The organism is Nonomuraea phyllanthi, assembly GCF_006334985.2.
Lineage (GTDB): Bacteria > Actinomycetota > Actinomycetes > Streptosporangiales > Streptosporangiaceae > Nonomuraea > Nonomuraea phyllanthi.
In genome coordinates this window covers 52521-68774 of record NZ_VDLX02000027.1, presented here as the reverse complement: position 1 = coordinate 68774, position 16254 = coordinate 52521, and the positions used below count along the sequence as shown (strand labels likewise).

Below are 16254 nucleotides of genomic sequence, written 5' to 3'. Positions count from 1 at the left end.
AAGAGGATCGCCATGAAGAACCGCATCCTGGCGCTGGCGGCCGTGTTCGCGGTGGCCGCGTGCGGCGCCGCCGAGGAGCCCCAGGCACCGGCGGGCCCCGCCAAGCTGACCGTCTGGATCATGGACGGCAGCGTCACCGAGGATCTGCTCAAGACGTTCGAGACCACGTACGAGGGCGCCCACCAGGGTGTGGACCTCGACATCCAGATCCAGGCGTGGGACGGCATCGGCGAGCGCGTCACCGCGGCCCTGGCCAGCACCGACGCCCCCGACGTGATCGAGGTGGGCAACACCCAGGTCGCGCAGTACGCCGCCAGCGGCGGCGTGACGGACCTGACGGCCAAGGTCGCCGACCTCAAGGGCGAGGACTGGCTGCCCGGCCTCGCCCAGCCGGGCAACATCGACGGCAAGCAGTACGGCGTCCCCTGGTACGCCGCCAACCGCGTGGTGGTCTACAACAAGGACCTGTTCGCCGCGGCGGGCATCAAGGAGCCCCCGAAAACCAGGGATGAATGGCTAAATATCACTGCAAAGCTCAATAAAGGCGGAAACCAGGGCATCTATTTGACCGGCCAGACCTGGTACGCCCTGGCCGGCTTCATCTGGGACGAGGGCGGCGACCTCGCCGTCCAGGAGAACGGCAAGTGGAAGGGCGCCCTCGACACCCCGCAGGCCCTGGCCGGCATGGACTTCTACAAGCGCCTCCAGGCCCTCGGCAAGGGTCCCAAGGACGCCGACGAGGCCAACCCGCCGCAGCACGAGGTCTTCGCGCACGGCAAGGTCGCGCAGATCATCGCCGTCCCCGGCGTCGCCGCCCGCGTCCTGGAGGTCGACGCGAAGCTCAAGGACAAGATGGGCTTCTTCCCCATCCCGGGCAAGACGGCCGACAAGCCGGGCACCGTCTTCACCGGCGGCTCCGACCTGATCATCCCGGTCGCCTCCAAGCACCAGGACGAGGCGTACGAGCTGGTCAAGGCCCTGGCGGGGGAGCAGTTCCAGACCGACCTCGCCAAGGCGATGAGCTTCGTGCCCAACCGCACCTCGCTGTCCGGCGTGCTGTCCGGCGACGAGGGCACCGCCGCCATGGCCGAGGGCGCCGCGGTGGGACGCGCCACACCCAACACGCCCAACTGGGCCGCCGTCGAGGCCACCTCCGTGATCAAGCAGTACATGACCGCCGTGCTCACCGGCGCCGACCCCGCGACGGAGGCGAAGAAGGTCTCGGAGACCATCACCACGACCCTGAACAGCGGATCCTGAATGCGCACCAGGAGCGGCTCGATCTGGCCCTACCTGCTCATCGCGCCCACGGTGGCGGGCGGGGCCTTCCTCCTGCTGTACCCGCTGCTCAAGGCGACGGTGATCTCGTTCCAGCACTTCCGCATGGGCGAGCTGATCAGGGGCGGCGCGGCCTTCGCCGGGCTGGACAACTACGCCGAGCTGCTGTCCGGCACGGAGTTCTGGCAGGTGCTCTGGCGTACGGCCGGATGGACCGCGATCAACGTGGTGCTGATCGTGGTCCTGTCCACCGGTGTGGCTCTGATGCTGGTCCGCCTGGGCCGCGGCCTGCGCCTGGCCCTGATGAGCGCCCTGGCGCTGGCCTGGGCCATGCCGATCATCGCGGCCACGACGGTCTTCCAGTGGCTGTTCCAGTCGGAGCTCGGGGTGGTCAACTGGCTGCTGGTGACGCTCGGGTTCGACTCCTTCCGCGGCTACACCTGGTTCGCGAACGGCACGGCCACGTTCGCCGTGCTCGTGATCCTCGTCGTGTGGCAGTCGGTGCCGTTCGCCGCGCTCACCCTCTACGCCGGGCTCACCACGATCCCGGCGGAGCTGTACGAGTCCGCCAGGATCGACGGCGGCAACGGCTGGCAGGTGTTCTGGAAGATCACCGTGCCGATGCTCAGGCAGCTGTTCGCCCTGGTCGCCTCGCTGGAGGTGATCTGGGTGGCCAAGTGCTTCCCGCAGATCTGGGTGCTCAGCCAGGGCGGCCCCGACGGCGCGACGACCACGCTGCCGGTCTACGCGTTCAAGATCGCCCGGGTGCTGCACCGGTACGACCTGGGCTCGGCGGTCGCCATGCTCACGGTCGTCATCCTCGCCGTCGCCCTGGTCAGCAACCTGCGAAGGATGGTGCGCCAGTGAAGAGGCTGACGCTCAACGCGGCCGCGGTCGTCGTACTGGTGACCACGATCTTCCCGGTCTACTGGATGTTCCTGACGGCGTTCAAGCCGACCGGGGACATCCAGTCGGCCACGCCGGCGTTCTGGCCGGCGCACCCGACGCTGGAGCACTTCGTGACGGCGGTGAACGCGCCGGGGTTCTGGACCTACTGGCGCAACAGCCTCGTCGTCACCGTGGCCGCCGTGCTGATCGCCCTCGTGACGGCGCTGCTGGCGGCCTTCGCGGTGGCGCGGATGCGCTGGCGGGGGAGAGGGGCGTTCGTCATCGCGGTGTTCGCGGCGCAGATGGCGCCCTGGGAGGCGCTCCTGGTGCCGGTGTTCATCATCGCCAGGGACACCGAGCTGCTGGACTCGCTGGCCATGCTGACCGGCGTCTACTTCATGATCACGCTGCCGTTCACGATCGTGACGCTGCGCGGGTTCCTGGCCGCGATCCCGCCGGAGCTGGAGGAGGCGGCGCAGGTGGACGGGTGCGGCCGGCTGGCGGCCTTCCGCCGGGTGGTGTTCCCGCTGCTGGCGCCCGGGCTGATGGCGACCTCGCTGTTCGGCTTCATCACGGCGTGGAACGAGTTCGCGTTCGTGAACGTGCTGATCATCAAGGACCAGGACAAGCGCACGCTGCCCGTGTGGCTGTCGTCGTTCCGCGACGTCTTCGGCACCGACTGGGGCGCCACGATGGCCGCCGCCAGCCTCTTCGCCCTGCCGGCGCTGCTGCTCTTCCTCTTCCTGCAGCGCCGCGTCGGCACCGGCATGACGGCGGGGGCGGTCAAGGGCTGAGCGCGTTCCGTCAGGCGTCGGCGGCGGTGAACGCCGGGTGGAGCGCCCTGGCCTCCGCCTCCGGCAGCAGGTCGCGGGCCGCCAGCCAGGCCGCGGCCCCAGCCGCGTCGCCCGCCGTGGTGACGCTCACGCCCGCCAGCAACTCCTCCACCGCGGCGCGTACCGGGCCCTCGCTGGTCAGCACGCTGCCCGCGAGCACCACGGGGCCGGATTCGTGCACCCGACGCAACGTGGCGACCAGATGCCCGGCGGCCTCCTTCGTGACCTCGATCGCTGCCGGGTCACCCGCCGTGGCGGCCCGGCTGACGAGCGCGGACACGGCGGCCAGGCGCATGTGGTCGGCCTGCGCCAGCCGTACGATGCGATCGGCGGCGGCACGCGGCGCCGCGGGCCGCTCGTCGCCGAGGAAGTGCCCCACCACGAGCTCCGCCAGCACGCCACCACCGGCGGGCGGGACCGGCACGCCTCGGTCGAGGGCGGCGACCACCGCCTTGACGCCCTGGCGCCCGATCCAGAACCCCGACCCCTCGTCGCCCAGCAGCCACCCGAGACCGTCGGCGATCCTGTCGAGCTCGAAGCCCACGATCCTGGCCGCCACGGCGCCCGTGCCCGACAGCAGCATCGACCCGTCGGGCTCGGCGGAGCCCGCGGCGTAGGCGATCGCGACGTCGCCCATGTAACGAGGCCCCTCGGCGATGCCGTGGCCGGCCCAGACCTCGGCCAGCGCGGGCACCATCTCCTCGACCTTGCCCGCCACCCCGGCCAGCGAGCCGACGACCCGTGCCCCGTCGAGCGTCCCGAGAGCCTCCCCGAGCGCGGCGGCGATCGCCGACACCGCCTTGCCGAGTCCGTGAGCTGTGGGATTGCCCGCGCCGGCCCGCGCGTATCCGACCCTGGCGCCGTCGAGGGCGTGCACGGCGACCCGCGTGGACGTGGCCCCGGCGTCGACGCCGACCACTAGCGATTCAGTCACGGTCCGAGTTTGGGGGTTGACGTGACCCGGAAGCAAGAATAATTTTCGCCAGAAGACCGAGTATTCGGAAGGAATATTCGTGACTTCAGGAGCGCTCGGGCGCGTCGAAACAGAGCTTCCCGGCTTGCCGGAGGCGTTGCGCAGGGTCGGCGAGGTGATTCTCGGTGACCCGGCGGAGGCCGCGCGCTCGACCATCATCGCGCTGGCCGAGCGGGCCGGCAGCTCGCCCGCGACCGTGACCAGGTTCTGCCGCGCGTTCGGCTTCTCGGGCTACGCCGAGCTGCGCGTCGCCCTGGCCACCGAGACCGGCCGGGCCGCGCAGGCGGGCTGGGGCGCGGGCGTCGGCCACGAGATCGGCCCCGACGACCCGCTCGACGCGGCCATCGAGGTGATGGCCGCCGCCGACACCCGGCTCATCCAGGACACCGCCGCGCAACTCGACCTCGACGTCGTCGGGCGGGTCGCCGACGCGATCGTGGCCGCGTCGCGTGTCCTCCTCGTCGGCGTCTCCACCAGCGGTAACGTCGCGACCATGCTCGAAGGCCGGCTGCGCCGCATCGGCATCCCGTGCTGGAGCGCCTGCGACGCGCACGTGGCGCTGTCGGACGCGGCGCTGCTCAAGGATGGCGACGTGGCGATCGGCATCAGCCACAGGGGCCGCACCCGCGAGGTCATGGAGGCGCTGGCCGAGGCGGGCGGCCACGGCGCGCTGACGGTCGCGGTCACGTCCTTCGCGCGCTCCCCCCTGGCGGAGCTGGCCGAGCTGGTGCTGACCACGGCCAGCAGGGAGACCACGTTCCGGCTCGGCGGGCTGGCCGCCGTGCATTCGCAGCTGTTCGTGCTGGACGCCGTGTACGTGGCGGTGGCCCAGCAGACGTACGAACGCACGAACGAGGCGTTCGAGCGCACGATCAGCGCGGTGGAGAGCCATCGGGTGGAGAGAGGCTGAAGTGACGTACGCATCCAAGGTGCTCGACCTGGCACACCAGGTCGCGGAGAGCCAGGCCGAGCCGGTGAAGGAGGCCGCGGCGCTGCTCGTGGCCTCGATCCGGGCCGGCGGCGTGGTCAACGCGTTCGGCTCGGGGCATTCCGAGGCCATCGCCATGGAGATCGCCGGACGGGCCGGCGGCCTCGTCCCCAGCAACCGTCTCACCCCCAGAGACCTCGTCCTGTACGGCGGGCGCCCGGCCGGTGTGCTGACCCCCGAGCTGGAGCGCGACCCGGCCATCGCGCACGAGATCTACGCCCTGGCGCCGGTGGAGCCGCAGGACGTGTTCGTGCTCATCTCCAGCTCCGGCGTGAACGGCACGGTCGTCGAGCTCGCCACGCTCGTCAAGGAGCGCGGCCACCCGCTGATCGCGCTGACCTCGGTCAAGCACAGCAGCCAGATGACCTCGCGCCACCCGTCGGGCCGCAAGCTGCTCGACCTGGCCGACGTCGTGCTGGACAACGGCGCCCCGTACGGCGACGCCATCCTCGACCTGCCCGGCGGCGGCACGTACGGCGCGGTGTCCACGATCACCTCGGCGCTGCTCGCGCAGATGGTGGTCACCGAGGCGGTGGACGCACTCGTCGCCCAGGGCGAGACGCCTCCCATCTACCTGTCGGCCAACGTGACCGGCGGCGATGAGCACAACAAGGCGCTGGAGAGCCGCTACGCAGGGCGCATCCGACGCGGATCATGAAAGATCAGGAGTAGCCATCATGTCTGACACCCCCCATATCAACAGGCGTGGATTCCTCCGTGGCGCCGCACTGGTGCCCGTGGCGGGCGCGCTGGCCGCGTGCGCCACTCCGGCCGCCAAGCCCACGGCTTCGGCCTCGGCGGCACCGGTCGCGACTAGCGCGGCCAACCCGTTCGGCATGGCGGAGAACAAGCCGCTGGAGGTGTGGATCTTCGACGGCGGCTTCGGCCAGGACTACGCCAAGAACATCCACCAGCCGCTGTTCAAGTCCAAGCACCCCAACGTCGAGATCAAGCACAACGCGACCAAGGAGATCACCAAGGTCCTCCAGCCGCGCTTCGCCGGCGGCAACCCGCCGGACGTGATCGACAACTCCGGCGCCAACGCCATGGACTTCGGCGCGCTGGCCCAGGACGGCCAGCTCCAGGACCTGACCGCGCTGCTCGACGCGCCGAGCTGGGACGACCCGAACACCAAGGTCCGGGACACCATCGACCAGGCCGTGATCGAGCTCGGCACGTACGACGGCGCCTTCAGCGTGGTCGGCTACGTCAACTACATCCACGGCATCTGGTACTCGCAGAAGGTGTTCAAGGACAACGGCTGGGAGGTGCCCAAGACCTGGGACGAGTTCCTCGCGCTCTGCGAGACGATCAAGAAGTCCGGCAAGATGGCGGCCTTCACCTATGCGGGAAAGCATCCGCAGTACCTGTACGAACCGCTGCTGACCATGGCGGCCAAGATCGGCGGCAACGAGGTGCTGGTCAACATCGACAACCTCGAGGACGGCGCCTGGACCACCGACGCCATGAAGACCGCGGCCACGGCCTGGGCCGAGATCGGTGCCAAATACCTCATGGAGGGCACGGCCGGCCTCGACCACGTGCAGACCCAGACGGCCCAGAACAAGCTCAAGGTCGCCATGTTGCCCTGCGGCTCCTGGCTGGAGAACGAGCAGAAGACCACCACTCCCGCCGACTTCGAGTACGGCATGTTCCCCATCCCCGACTTCACCGGCTCCGACAAGATGCCCTACGGCACCCTGCACAGCCAGCCGAGCGAGAACTTCATCGTCCCGTCCAAGAGCGCCAACCCGCAGGGCGGCATGGAGTACCTGCGCGCCATGTTGTCGAAGAAGGCGGCCGGCGACTTCAGCGAGCTGGTCAAGACGGTCTCGGTGGTCAAGGGCGCGGGCGAGGGCCGTGAGCTGTCGCCGGGCGCCGCGAGCGCGACCAAGGCCCTGACCGACGCGGGCACCAACCTCGTCTACTACCGCTGGCGCACGTGGTACCTCCCGCTCGACGACGAGGTCAAGGCCGCCACGGGCGAGCTGATGGCCGGCGGGGTCAAGCCTGAGGCCTATCTCGAGCGCATTCAGAAGAAGGCCGACGAGATCAAGAACGACTCCTCGATCAAGAAGTACAAGCGCTGATGCTCTTCAACAGGTATCGCCGCGGGCTGTTCATCACCTCGTTCCTGGCAGCCCCGGTGATTCTCTATCTGGTCTACGTGATCTCGCCGTACATCCAGGCGTTCTACATCGCGATGACCGACTGGCGTGGGGTCACCGCCACGCCGGGCTTCATCGGCCTGGAGAACTTCGTACGGCTCTTCGGCGACCGGGTCTTCTGGAAGGCGGTCACGCACAACGCGGCGCTGCTCGTCCTGCTGCCGCTCTTCACCATCGTCATCGCCCTGTTCTTCGCCTTCCTCCTCAACGTGGGCGGGGCGCGGGGCGTGACGGGGATCCGCGGGTCGCAGTTCTACCGGGTGGTCTTCTTCTTCCCGCAGGTCCTCGCCGTGGCCGTGGTGGCGGTGCTGTTCCAGCAGGTGTTCCGCCCCGACGGCAGCGGCATGCTGAACGGGCCGCTGATGGCGCTCGGGGCCGAGCCCATCGGCTTCCTGTCCAACCCCAACGTGGCGTTCTGGTCGGTGCTGGGCGTCATGGTCTGGCAGGCCGTCGGCTTCTACGTCGTGCTCTTCTCCGCCGGCCTGGCCTCCATCCCCCGGGACATGTTCGAGGCCGCGCAGATCGACGGTGCCGGCCGGCTCAGCCTGTTCTTCCGCATCACGCTGCCGCTGCTCTGGGACACCGTACAGGTGGCATGGGTCTATCTGGGGATCCTGGCGCTGGACGTGTTCGCGATCGTGTGGGTGATGACCGACCAGCACGGCGGGCCCGACTGGTCGACCACGGTCATGGCCGCCGAGATCTACCGCAACGCGTTCCAGTACTTCCGCTTCGGCTACGCCTCCGCGCTGGGCGTGGTGATGTTCTTCTTCACCGTCGGCTTCGCGATCCTCTCGCTGCGGCTGTCCCGGCGCGAACGAATCGAGTACTGATGACAACGATGCTCTCGAGGACCGCGGCCACCTCCCGCAAGCTCGCCCGCGAGGAGCGCAGGCGCCGGCTCGGCCCGCTCGGCGTGCTGACGCACGTGGCGCTGCTGGTCTGGACGCTGCTGGTGATGGTGCCGATCCTGTGGACGTTCCTGGCCTCGGTCAAGAGCGAGGACGAGATCTTCGGCGACGCCTGGTCCCTGCCCGCCACCCTGCAGTGGGACAACTTCGCCCGGGCCTGGGATCAGGCGCACATCGGGCAGTACATGCTCAACAGCATCATCGTCGTGTCGTTCAGTACGTTCGGGACGATGCTGATCGGGTCGATGGCGGCGTACGTGCTGGCCCGCTACCCCTTCCGGGGCAACCGGGCCATCTACTTCCTGTTCGTCTCCGGCCTGGCCTTCCCCGTCTACCTAGCCCTGACCCCGCTCTTCTTCGTCGTCCAGAACATGGGCAGCGTGCCGCTGATCGGGCCGTTCATCGGCCTGAACACGTACGCGGGCCTGGTGCTGGTCTACATCGCGTACTCGATGCCGTTCACGGTCTTCTTCCTGTCGGCCTTCTTCCGCACGCTGCCCACCGCCGTCGGCGAGGCCGCCATGGTGGACGGAGCCTCCCACACCAGGGTGTTCTTCCAGATCATGCTCCCGATGGCCAAGCCGGGCATCATCAGTATCACGATCTTCAACATCCTGGGCCAGTGGAACCAGTACCAGCTGCCGCTGGTGCTGCTGCAGGAGCGGGACAAGTGGGTGCTCACGCAGGGCATCGCCGACATCTCCACGGCCGCCGGCTACGACCAGGACTGGTCGGCCCTCTTCGCCGCCCTCACCCTGGCCATCCTGCCGATGCTCGTGGTCTACACGATCTTCCAGCGCCAGATCCAGAGCGGCCTGACCTCCGGAGCCCTGAAGTAGGCCGCCACGCCGTGTCACGGCGCCGCCGCCCACCCGTTGCCTGATCACCGGGTGGGCCCGCCGGGCATCAGGACTCCGGCGCGGCCGGGCCGGACGCCGGCGGCGAAGGGGCCAGGCGCAGCAGCCGGTCCACGAGCATGCGCGCGTGCTCGGCCCCGACCGGCCGGTTGAAGAAGATCAGGTGGTAGTACAGCGGCGCGATCACCACCTCCATCAGTTCCAGCAGGTCCGGCGGCCGTTCGCCCCGTGCCGCGGCGCGTTCGAGCATGGCGTTGAGCTGCACGGCCCGCTGCAGCAGATACGTCTCGCCCTCGGGCCCCTTCGAGCCGACCATCGCCGCCCGTACGTAGAGCATGCCCATGGGTGAGGCCACGTCCTCGGCCACCTTGACCGCGTAGGCCTCCAGATCGCCGCGGAGAGTGCCGGTGTCGGGCACCGGCGAGCCGGCCGTGAGCCGGCCGGTGACGATGTCGTCCACCAGCGCGCTCAGCGACCCCCAGCGCCGGTAGATGGTCGCCTGGTGCACCCCGGACCGTTCGGCGACCAGCGGGATGCTCAGGTTGTCCCAGGCCTCTTCTTTCAGCAGGTCGAGCACCGCTTCGTGGACCTGCGCGCGGACTCGGGCCGTGCGGCCTCCTGGGCGTCGTGCGGGTGGCATGGAGCCATATTAACGCGAAGCGCCTTGCGTTAAGCACTCAGCCGTGCCTATCTTTAAGCGAAGAAATTCGCATTAAGGGGTACGGATGCAACCGTTGATCTTCGAGAAGGACCCGACCTTCTGGTACGAGACGCTGCGCTCGTTCGGCCACATCGCCTACGGCGGCGCCGACTTCGGCGAGGTCGTCATGACCGCGCAGCGCATCGCCGAGGGCGACTACGACAGCTGGCACGACGAGTGGCTGGCCACGGCCGACCGGGTCGCGGCCGAGGCGCGGGCGGCACTGGCCGGCGGCCACGCGGTCAGCGCCAGGGACGGCTTCCTGCGCGCGTCGAACTACTACCGCTCCGCCGAGTTCTTCCTGCACGGCGCCCCCGACGACCCGCGCGTCGACGCCGCCTACACCCGCCAGGTCGCCTGCTTCCGCGCCTACGCCGAGCTCGTCGAGCACATCGAGCCGGTCCTGATCCCGTACGGGCCGGCCACGCTCAGCGGCTACTTCTACCGCGGCACCCGCGGAGCGACCGTGGTCATGCACAACGGCTTCGACGGCAGCGCCGAGGAGATGCACTTCTTCGCCGCCGCCGCCCTGCACGAGCGCGGCTACAACGTCCTGACCTTCGACGGCCCCGGCCAGCCCGCCGCGATGCGCGCGGGCCTGCTTCTCCGGCCCGACTGGGAGCACGTCGTCGGCCCCGTGCTGGACTGGCTGCTGTCGTCGTCATCGGGCGCGCCGTACGACGTCGACCCGGAGCGGGTGGCGCTGCTCGGCGCCAGCATGGGCGGGCTGCTCGCGCCCCGCGCGGCGGCGTTCGAGCCGCGCGTGAAGGCGCTGATCGCCTTCGACGGCGTGTACGACATGGGCGCGGTGATCGCCGCGCACGTCGGCGGCGACCGTGCGGCGGCCCGCGCGGCCCTGGAGCAACCCGAGGCCGACGAGTTCATCCGCGGCCTGATGGCACAGCATCCGGTGGCCCGCTGGGCCTTCACCCACGGCACCTGGGTGACCGGCTCCACGCGGGCCGGATACGCCCTGAAGATGCTCGACTACCACCTGCGCGACGGCGTCGCCGAGCGCATCGCCTGCCCCACGCTGGTGTGCGCCGCGCCGGACGACTTCAGCTTCCAGGGCCAGCCCGAAGCCCTGTACGAGCACCTGACCTGCGAGAAGACCCTGATCGAGTTCAGCGCGGCCGAAGGCGCCGACGCGCACTGCCAGTCAGGCGCGCAGAAGCTCGCCCTCGCCCGCATCGCCGACTGGCTGGAAGGAGCCCTCCGGTGAAGAAGATGCTGCCCGTCGTGGCGCTCGACGTGCTCCCCGTCGTCGCCGCCTACTACGTACTGCGCTGGGCGGGCGTGGGCGAATACGCCGCGCTGCTGGTGGCGACCGGGACCGGTGCCGCCCGCGTGGCCTGGGTGGCGATCAAGGACCGGCGTCTGGACGGCTTCGCCGCCTGCACCGGCCTGGTCTTCGCCCTCGGCATGGCCCTGTCGTTCGTGACCGGCGACGAGCGGTTCCTGATGGCCGTCAAGTCGGTCACCACCGCGGTCCTGGCCGCGGTCCTCGTCGGCACCTGCGTGGCCGGCAGGCCGGCCGCCTTCGGCATCGCCAAGCGCCTCGGTGCCGAGGACGAGGCGACCGCCGCCCGCTGGGACGTCCTGTACGCCGACCGGCCAGCCTTCCGCCGCGTCTATCTGGTCATGACCCTCGTGTGGGCCGGCGCGCTGCTGGCGGAGTCCGCGGTGCGCGTTCCGCTGGTGTACCTGCTGCCCGTCGACGTGATGACGGGCCTGTCCACGGGGCTGCTGCTGGGCACGCTCGGTCTGCTGGCCCTGTGGAGCGGGTGGTACGGCAGGCGCGGCGAGCTGGCCGCGGCCACGACGGCTCACGCGGGGTAGGCGTGCGTCTCGGTGGCCTTGACCGAGGCCCAGATCTGCTGGCCCGGCGTCAGATCGAGGTCGGCCAGGGCGGCGGGCGTGATGTCGGCGAACGCGGTGATGGGGCCGTCGAGGTGGACGCGCACGTTGTCGCCGTGGCGTTCGATGCCCTCGATGCGGGCCTGCCACAGGTTGCGGGGGCTGCCGTCCGGCCGGGACCGGTAGAGCGCCACGGCCGCCGGCGGGAACGCGACGAACGCCGCTCCTTCCAGGCGGTCGGACGTGCTGAACAGCAGCTCGCCCACCTTGACCCGCGCCCCCTCGGCCACCGCCCGATAGAGGTTGAGCCCGACCAGACGGGCGACGTAGTCGGTGCGCGGCCGCCGCGCCACCTCGCTCGGCGAGCCCTCCTGCACGATGCCGCCGTTCTCGATGACGATGAGCCGGTCGGCCAGCACCATCGCGTCGAGCGGGTCATGGGTGACGAGGACGGTGGCGCCGTCGAAGTCCTCCAGGTGGCGGCGCAGGTGCGAGCGGATCTCCAGCCGGGTGTGGGCGTCCAGCGCGGCCAGCGGCTCGTCCAGCAGCAGCAGCCGCGGCCGTACGGCGAGTGCGCGGGCCAGCGCGACCCGCTGCGCCTGGCCTCCGGAGAGCTGCCGGGGCCTGGCGGCGGCGTGGTCGGCGAGCCCGACGCGGTGCAGGAGGGCGGCGGCGGCACGGCGGGCCTCGGCCTTGGGCACGCCCTGGCAGCGCGGCCCGAACGCGACGTTGTCGAGGGCGGACAGGTGCGGGAAGAGCAGGTAGTCCTGGAAGACCATGCCGACCGGGCGCTCCTCGGGCGGCAGGGCGTGCAGGGGCTGCCCGTCCAGGGTGATCTGCCCGCCGGTCATGGCGGTCAGCCCGGCCAGGGCGCGCAGCGCGGTGGTCTTGCCCGCGCCGTTGGGGCCGAGCAGCGCGACCACCTCGCCCGGCCCGGCCCGCAGCGCGAGATCCAGCCGGAAGGCGGGCCGGGAGACGACCACCCGAGCCTCCAGTGTCATGCCGCGCTCACCCACCGATCCCGCAGGCTGGCCAGGATGACGACCGAGACGGCCAGCAGCACCAGGCTCAGCACGATCGCCGCCTCGGGCTCGGTCTCCAAGGCCAGGTAGACCGCCAGCGGCATCGTCCGCGTGGTGCCGGGGAAGTTGCCGGCGAAGGTGATGGTGGCACCGAACTCGCCGAGCGCCCGCGCCCAGCACAGCACCGCGCCCGCCACCACCCCGGGCATGATCAGCGGCAGGGTGACACGGCGGAACGCCGTCCAGCGGGAGGCTCCCAGCGTGGCGGCGGCCTCCTCGAAGCGCTGGTCGGCGGCGCGCAGCGCGCCTTCGACGCTGACGACGAGGAACGGCATCGCCACGAACGCCTCGGCCACGATGACGCCGGCCGTGGTGAACGGCAGCGAGACCCCGAAACTCGCCTCCAGCCACTGCCCGACCAGCCCTCGCCGGCCGAGCACCAGCAGCAGCGCCACGCCCCCGACCACGGGCGGCAGCACCAGCGGCACGGTGACCAGCGCCCGCACCACCCGGCGGGCCGGGAAGTCCACCCGGGCCAGCAGCCAGGCCAGCGGCACGCCGAGCAGCAGGCACACCGCGGTGGCGACGGTGGCGCACACCAGCGACAACCGCAACGCCTCCAGCACCTGCGGCTCGGCCAGCCGCCGCACCAGCGTCGGCCAGGGCGCGCGGATCAGCAGCCCGGCCAGCGGCAGCACCAGGAACGCCAGCCCGGCAAGCGCGGGCAGCACCAGCATCCAGGGCAGGCGGCCGGAGGCCCGGTCGGATCGCGCCAGGCGAGGGCTCACCGGTTCGACACGGTCGGAGGCGGCCATGCGGATCAGGGGGCCTCGAAGCCGGCCTTGGCCAGCACGTCTCTGCCCTGCTGCGACAGCACCAGGTCGACGAACCGCTGGGCCAGCGGGCCGGCGGGCGCCTCGGCCAGCGTCGCGATCGGGTAGTCGTTGATCGCCTGGTCGGCCTCGGGGAAGGCGACGCCCTTCACCTTGCCCGCCGCGGCGATCACGTCCGTCGCGTAGACCAGCGCCGCGTCCACCTCGCCCAGCTCGACCTTCGTCAGCGTGGCTTTGACGTCCTGCTCCAGGGTGACGGGGGTGACCTTCAGCCGGGCCGCGTCCAGCGCCTTGCGCGCGGCGGCCCCGCACGGCACCTGCTCGGCGCAGAGCGCCACCTTGACCGCGGGATCGGCGAGGTCCTTCAGCTCGTCAACCCCGGCCGGGTTGTCGGCGGGCACGGCGATCCGCAGCTTGTTGCGGACGAACGTGGTCGGCGAGCTCGCCAGGGACGCGTCGGCCACGGTCTTCATGGTGGCCGGGCTGGCCGAGGCGAACACGTCGGCCGGCGCGCCCTGCACGATCTGCTGGGCCAGCGTGGCGCTGGAGCCGAAGTTCAGCTTCACCGCGGTGCCTGGATGGGCGGCCTCGAAGGCCTTGCCGAGCTCGGTGAACGTGCCGGTCAGCGAGGCCGCCGCGAACACCGTCACCTCCTTCGCCCCCTCGCCGGCGGCCGCGGAGCCCGCCGACGTGGAGGCGGCGGGCGCGCCGGAGCCGCACCCCGACAGAGCCAGCGCGAGCGCGACGGGAAGGGCCAGGGTCCACCGGGAGAGACGGCTGAACACCAACGAGGGGCTCCTCACAGGCTGCCGGCCACGCGCTCGTGACCGGGGATCTCCACGACGACGTTGGTGGACTTGATCACGGCGACCGCCACCACCCCCGGCTCCAGGCCGAGCTCGTCGGCGGCCTGGCGGCTCATCAGCGACACCACGCGGAACGGCCCGGCGGCGATCTCCACCTGCGCCATCACCGCATCCCTGACCACCTCGGTCACGATCCCCCTGAAGTGGTTGCGTGCCGAGGAACGGCCGCCCTCGACCGACCCGACCTGCGAACGGGCGAACGCGGCCAGATCGGCGCCGCTCACCCGCCGGTGGCCGTGCTCGTCCCGCTCGGCGGCCAGCCTCCCCGCGTCCACCCACCGGCGGACGGTGTCGGAGCTGACCCCGAGCAGCGCGGCGGCCTCACTGATCCGAAACGTCGTCACAAGCCCACACCCTACCCCTCGCACATTCGAGCTTGAAGACCCCTATTCCCTTGTATCAGCGACAGGTTCTACGCACTCACCATGGCATCTCCGCGAATCACGAGACGGGAGCGGGAGGCTTTGCCGAAGCGGCAACAGGATGCACGGCGCTCGCTCACCTCGCACGATGATGTCTGCTGTCCGGCCGGTGGCGGGTATGTGCGTGGAGTCCCGGCATATGGCGAGCTTCGGGAGGGCCGATGTCGACGTCCACCACTCCGGCGTCCACGGAGAAGATCACACACCGCATGATCCTGTCCACCTCAGGCCGCATCCACGTGGCCGAGCAGGGCTCAGGACCGCTGGTGCTCCTGGTGCACGGGTTCCCCGAGTCCTGGTATTCCTGGCGCCACCAGCTCCCGGCGCTGGCCGCGGCCGGATACCGGGCCGCCGCCATCGACGTCCGCGGCTACGGCCGCTCCTCCAAGCCCGCGGAGGTGGCCGCGTACCGGATGCTGGAGCTGGTCGAGGACAACGTCGCCGTGGTGCGCGCCCTGGGCGAGCGGACGGCGGCGATCGTGGGCCACGACTGGGGCTCGCCGATCGCCGCCAATTCCGCCCTCGTCAGGCCGGACGTTTTCCGCGCGGTCGGGCTGCTGAGCGTGCCGTACGCCCCGCGCGGCGGGCCGCGCCCCAGCGAGATCTTCGCGCGGATGGGCGGGGAGGAGGAGTTCTACATCAGCTACTTCCAGGAGTACGGCCGGGCGGAGGCGGAGATCGAGCCGGACGTCCGTGGCTGGCTGGCGGGCCTCTACGCCGCCCTGTCCGCCGACACCATGCCGCCCGCCGGCGCCCCTGACCCCCACTTCGTCTCCCGGGGCGGCAGGCTGCGCGACCGCTTCCCCACGGGCCGGCTGCCCGCGTGGCTGAGCGAGGACGACCTCGACGTCTACGCCGGCGAGTTCGAGCGGACCGGCATGACCGGGGCGCTCAACCGCTACCGGAACATGGACCGGGACTGGGAGGACCTCGCCCGCTTCGACGGCGCTCCCATCACCCAGCCGTCCCTGTTCATCGGCGGCTCGCTGGACGCCTCCACCACCTGGATGGCCGACGCCCTCAAGGCGTACCCGACCACCCTGCCGGGCCTGGCCTCCTCCCATGTCCTCGAGGGCTGCGGCCACTGGGTCCAGCAGGAACGCCGCGAGGAGGTCAACGAGCTCCTGACCGGCTGGCTCGCCTCCCAGAGCTGACGCCGCGCCCGATAGGCGCCTTCACCGGCCAGGCCGGGAACGCCGTGTAACAGGAGGGACAACCCGCTCGCGGCGGGCGGTCGCGGCGTGGTTGGCTGCCGTTCATGACCTCGGCATGGGCAGGCGAGCGCGTACGGTTGCGGGCCGTGGAGCCCGAGGACTGGGAGGCGTTCCACGCGCCGGTCGGCATGATCAACACGCACAGCGTCGACCGGGTGCACGGCACCTTCGCCTACGGCGTCAGCATCGGGACGCCGCACCACCGCAAGGGCTACGCCGGCGAGGCCGTCGTGCTGCTGATCCGCTACATGTTCTTCGAGCGCCGCTTCCAGAAGGCCGAGGCGTGGGTCTACGGCTCCAACGAGGCGTCGCTGGCTCTGCACCGGCGGCTGGGCTTCGTGGAGGAAGGCCGCCGGCGCAGGAGCCATTTCCACAACGGCCGCTACGACGACGAGGTGCTGTTCGGCATGACGGTCGAGGAGTTCACCGAGCGCCACGCCTGAG

18 protein-coding genes are annotated in these 16254 nt (G+C 70.8%); 12 read left to right on the top strand and 6 right to left on the bottom strand.

The window, feature by feature from the left end:
- Nucleotides 1-12: 12 nt before the first annotated feature.
- The 3 genes from FH608_RS45540 to FH608_RS53500 are packed head-to-tail and all read left to right on the top strand — an operon-like array spanning nt 13 to nt 2960.
- Nucleotides 13-1260 (top strand): extracellular solute-binding protein, encoded by a 1248-nt coding sequence (locus FH608_RS45540; RefSeq protein ID WP_139637415.1) that lies wholly within the window; start codon nt 13-15, stop codon nt 1258-1260.
- Nucleotides 1261-2145: a carbohydrate ABC transporter permease gene (locus tag FH608_RS53505; protein WP_226900485.1), complete on the top strand. Its 885-nt coding sequence runs from the start codon at nt 1261-1263 to the stop codon at nt 2143-2145.
- Nucleotides 2142-2960, top strand: a complete 819-nt coding sequence (locus FH608_RS53500; RefSeq protein ID WP_226900484.1) for a carbohydrate ABC transporter permease — start codon at nt 2142-2144, stop codon at nt 2958-2960. Before FH608_RS53505 ends, FH608_RS53500 begins: the two co-directional genes overlap by 4 nt.
- A 10-nt stretch (nt 2961-2970) precedes the next feature.
- Here FH608_RS53500 and FH608_RS45530 read toward each other — a convergent pair whose 3' ends face one another.
- Complete coding sequence (locus FH608_RS45530) at nt 2971-3933, bottom strand: N-acetylglucosamine kinase (protein ID WP_193318999.1); 963 nt, start codon at nt 3931-3933, stop codon at nt 2971-2973.
- Between the two features lie 79 nt (nt 3934-4012).
- Here FH608_RS45530 and FH608_RS45525 point away from each other — a divergent pair, with 79 nt between their 5' ends.
- Genes FH608_RS45525 through FH608_RS45505 form a run of 5 tightly spaced genes read left to right on the top strand, consistent with a single transcriptional unit; the run spans nt 4013 to nt 8878 of the window.
- Entirely contained in the window at nt 4013-4882 is an 870-nt protein-coding gene (locus FH608_RS45525; protein WP_139637413.1) for a MurR/RpiR family transcriptional regulator, read from the top strand.
- A 1-nt stretch (nt 4883) separates the two neighbouring features.
- The gene (locus tag FH608_RS45520; protein ID WP_139637412.1) at nt 4884-5618 is read left to right on the top strand and encodes a sugar isomerase domain-containing protein; all 735 of its coding nucleotides are present in this window, start codon (nt 4884-4886) and stop codon (nt 5616-5618) included.
- A gap of 19 nt (nt 5619-5637) precedes the next feature.
- A complete protein-coding gene (ngcE, locus tag FH608_RS45515; protein WP_139637411.1) occupies nt 5638-7050 on the top strand; it encodes an N-acetylglucosamine/diacetylchitobiose ABC transporter substrate-binding protein in 1413 nt (470 codons plus the stop codon).
- Nucleotides 7050-7961, top strand: a complete 912-nt coding sequence (locus FH608_RS45510; protein ID WP_139637410.1) for a carbohydrate ABC transporter permease — start codon at nt 7050-7052, stop codon at nt 7959-7961. Before ngcE ends, FH608_RS45510 begins: the two co-directional genes overlap by 1 nt.
- Nucleotides 7961-8878 carry a carbohydrate ABC transporter permease gene (locus FH608_RS45505; protein ID WP_139637409.1) on the top strand — a complete coding sequence of 306 codons (918 nt, stop codon included), beginning with the start codon at nt 7961-7963 and terminating at the stop codon, nt 8876-8878. The genes FH608_RS45510 and FH608_RS45505 overlap by 1 nt, the downstream gene beginning before the upstream one ends.
- Nucleotides 8879-8945: 67 nt before the next feature.
- On the opposite strand, the gene FH608_RS45500 is transcribed toward FH608_RS45505, so the two are convergent.
- Nucleotides 8946-9536 carry a TetR/AcrR family transcriptional regulator gene (locus tag FH608_RS45500; RefSeq protein ID WP_139637408.1) on the bottom strand — a complete coding sequence of 197 codons (591 nt, stop codon included), beginning with the start codon at nt 9534-9536 and terminating at the stop codon, nt 8946-8948.
- Between the two features lie 85 nt (nt 9537-9621).
- Here FH608_RS45500 and FH608_RS45495 point away from each other — a divergent pair, with 85 nt between their 5' ends.
- Nucleotides 9622-10818 carry an alpha/beta hydrolase family protein gene (locus FH608_RS45495; RefSeq protein WP_139637407.1) on the top strand — a complete coding sequence of 399 codons (1197 nt, stop codon included), beginning with the start codon at nt 9622-9624 and terminating at the stop codon, nt 10816-10818.
- 5 nt (nt 10819-10823) lie between these two features.
- Nucleotides 10824-11435, top strand: coding sequence for a VC0807 family protein (locus tag FH608_RS45490; RefSeq protein WP_317135620.1), 612 nt, complete (start codon nt 10824-10826; stop codon nt 11433-11435).
- On the opposite strand, the gene FH608_RS45485 is transcribed toward FH608_RS45490, so the two are convergent.
- The 4 genes from FH608_RS45485 to FH608_RS45470 are packed head-to-tail and all read right to left on the bottom strand — an operon-like array spanning nt 11423 to nt 14518.
- Nucleotides 11423-12454, bottom strand: a complete 1032-nt coding sequence (locus tag FH608_RS45485) for an ABC transporter ATP-binding protein (RefSeq protein ID WP_139637404.1) — start codon at nt 12452-12454, stop codon at nt 11423-11425. The two genes, FH608_RS45490 and FH608_RS45485, sit on opposite strands and share 13 nt — an antisense overlap.
- The gene (gene modB, locus FH608_RS45480; protein ID WP_139637403.1) at nt 12451-13290 is read right to left on the bottom strand and encodes a molybdate ABC transporter permease subunit; all 840 of its coding nucleotides are present in this window, start codon (nt 13288-13290) and stop codon (nt 12451-12453) included. Before modB ends, FH608_RS45485 begins: the two co-directional genes overlap by 4 nt.
- A 5-nt stretch (nt 13291-13295) precedes the next feature.
- Nucleotides 13296-14096, bottom strand: coding sequence for a molybdate ABC transporter substrate-binding protein (gene modA, locus FH608_RS45475; RefSeq protein ID WP_193318998.1), 801 nt, complete (start codon nt 14094-14096; stop codon nt 13296-13298).
- An 11-nt stretch (nt 14097-14107) separates the two neighbouring features.
- Nucleotides 14108-14518: a TOBE domain-containing protein gene (locus tag FH608_RS45470; RefSeq protein WP_139637402.1), complete on the bottom strand. Its 411-nt coding sequence runs from the start codon at nt 14516-14518 to the stop codon at nt 14108-14110.
- A 239-nt stretch (nt 14519-14757) separates the two neighbouring features.
- On the opposite strand from FH608_RS45470, the gene FH608_RS45465 reads away from it, so the two are divergent.
- The gene (locus FH608_RS45465) at nt 14758-15750 is read left to right on the top strand and encodes an alpha/beta fold hydrolase (RefSeq protein WP_139637401.1); all 993 of its coding nucleotides are present in this window, start codon (nt 14758-14760) and stop codon (nt 15748-15750) included.
- 104 nt (nt 15751-15854) lie between these two features.
- Nucleotides 15855-16253, top strand: a complete 399-nt coding sequence (locus FH608_RS45460; RefSeq protein ID WP_139637400.1) for a GNAT family N-acetyltransferase — start codon at nt 15855-15857, stop codon at nt 16251-16253.
- The last annotated feature ends 1 nt before the right edge of the window (nt 16254 follow it).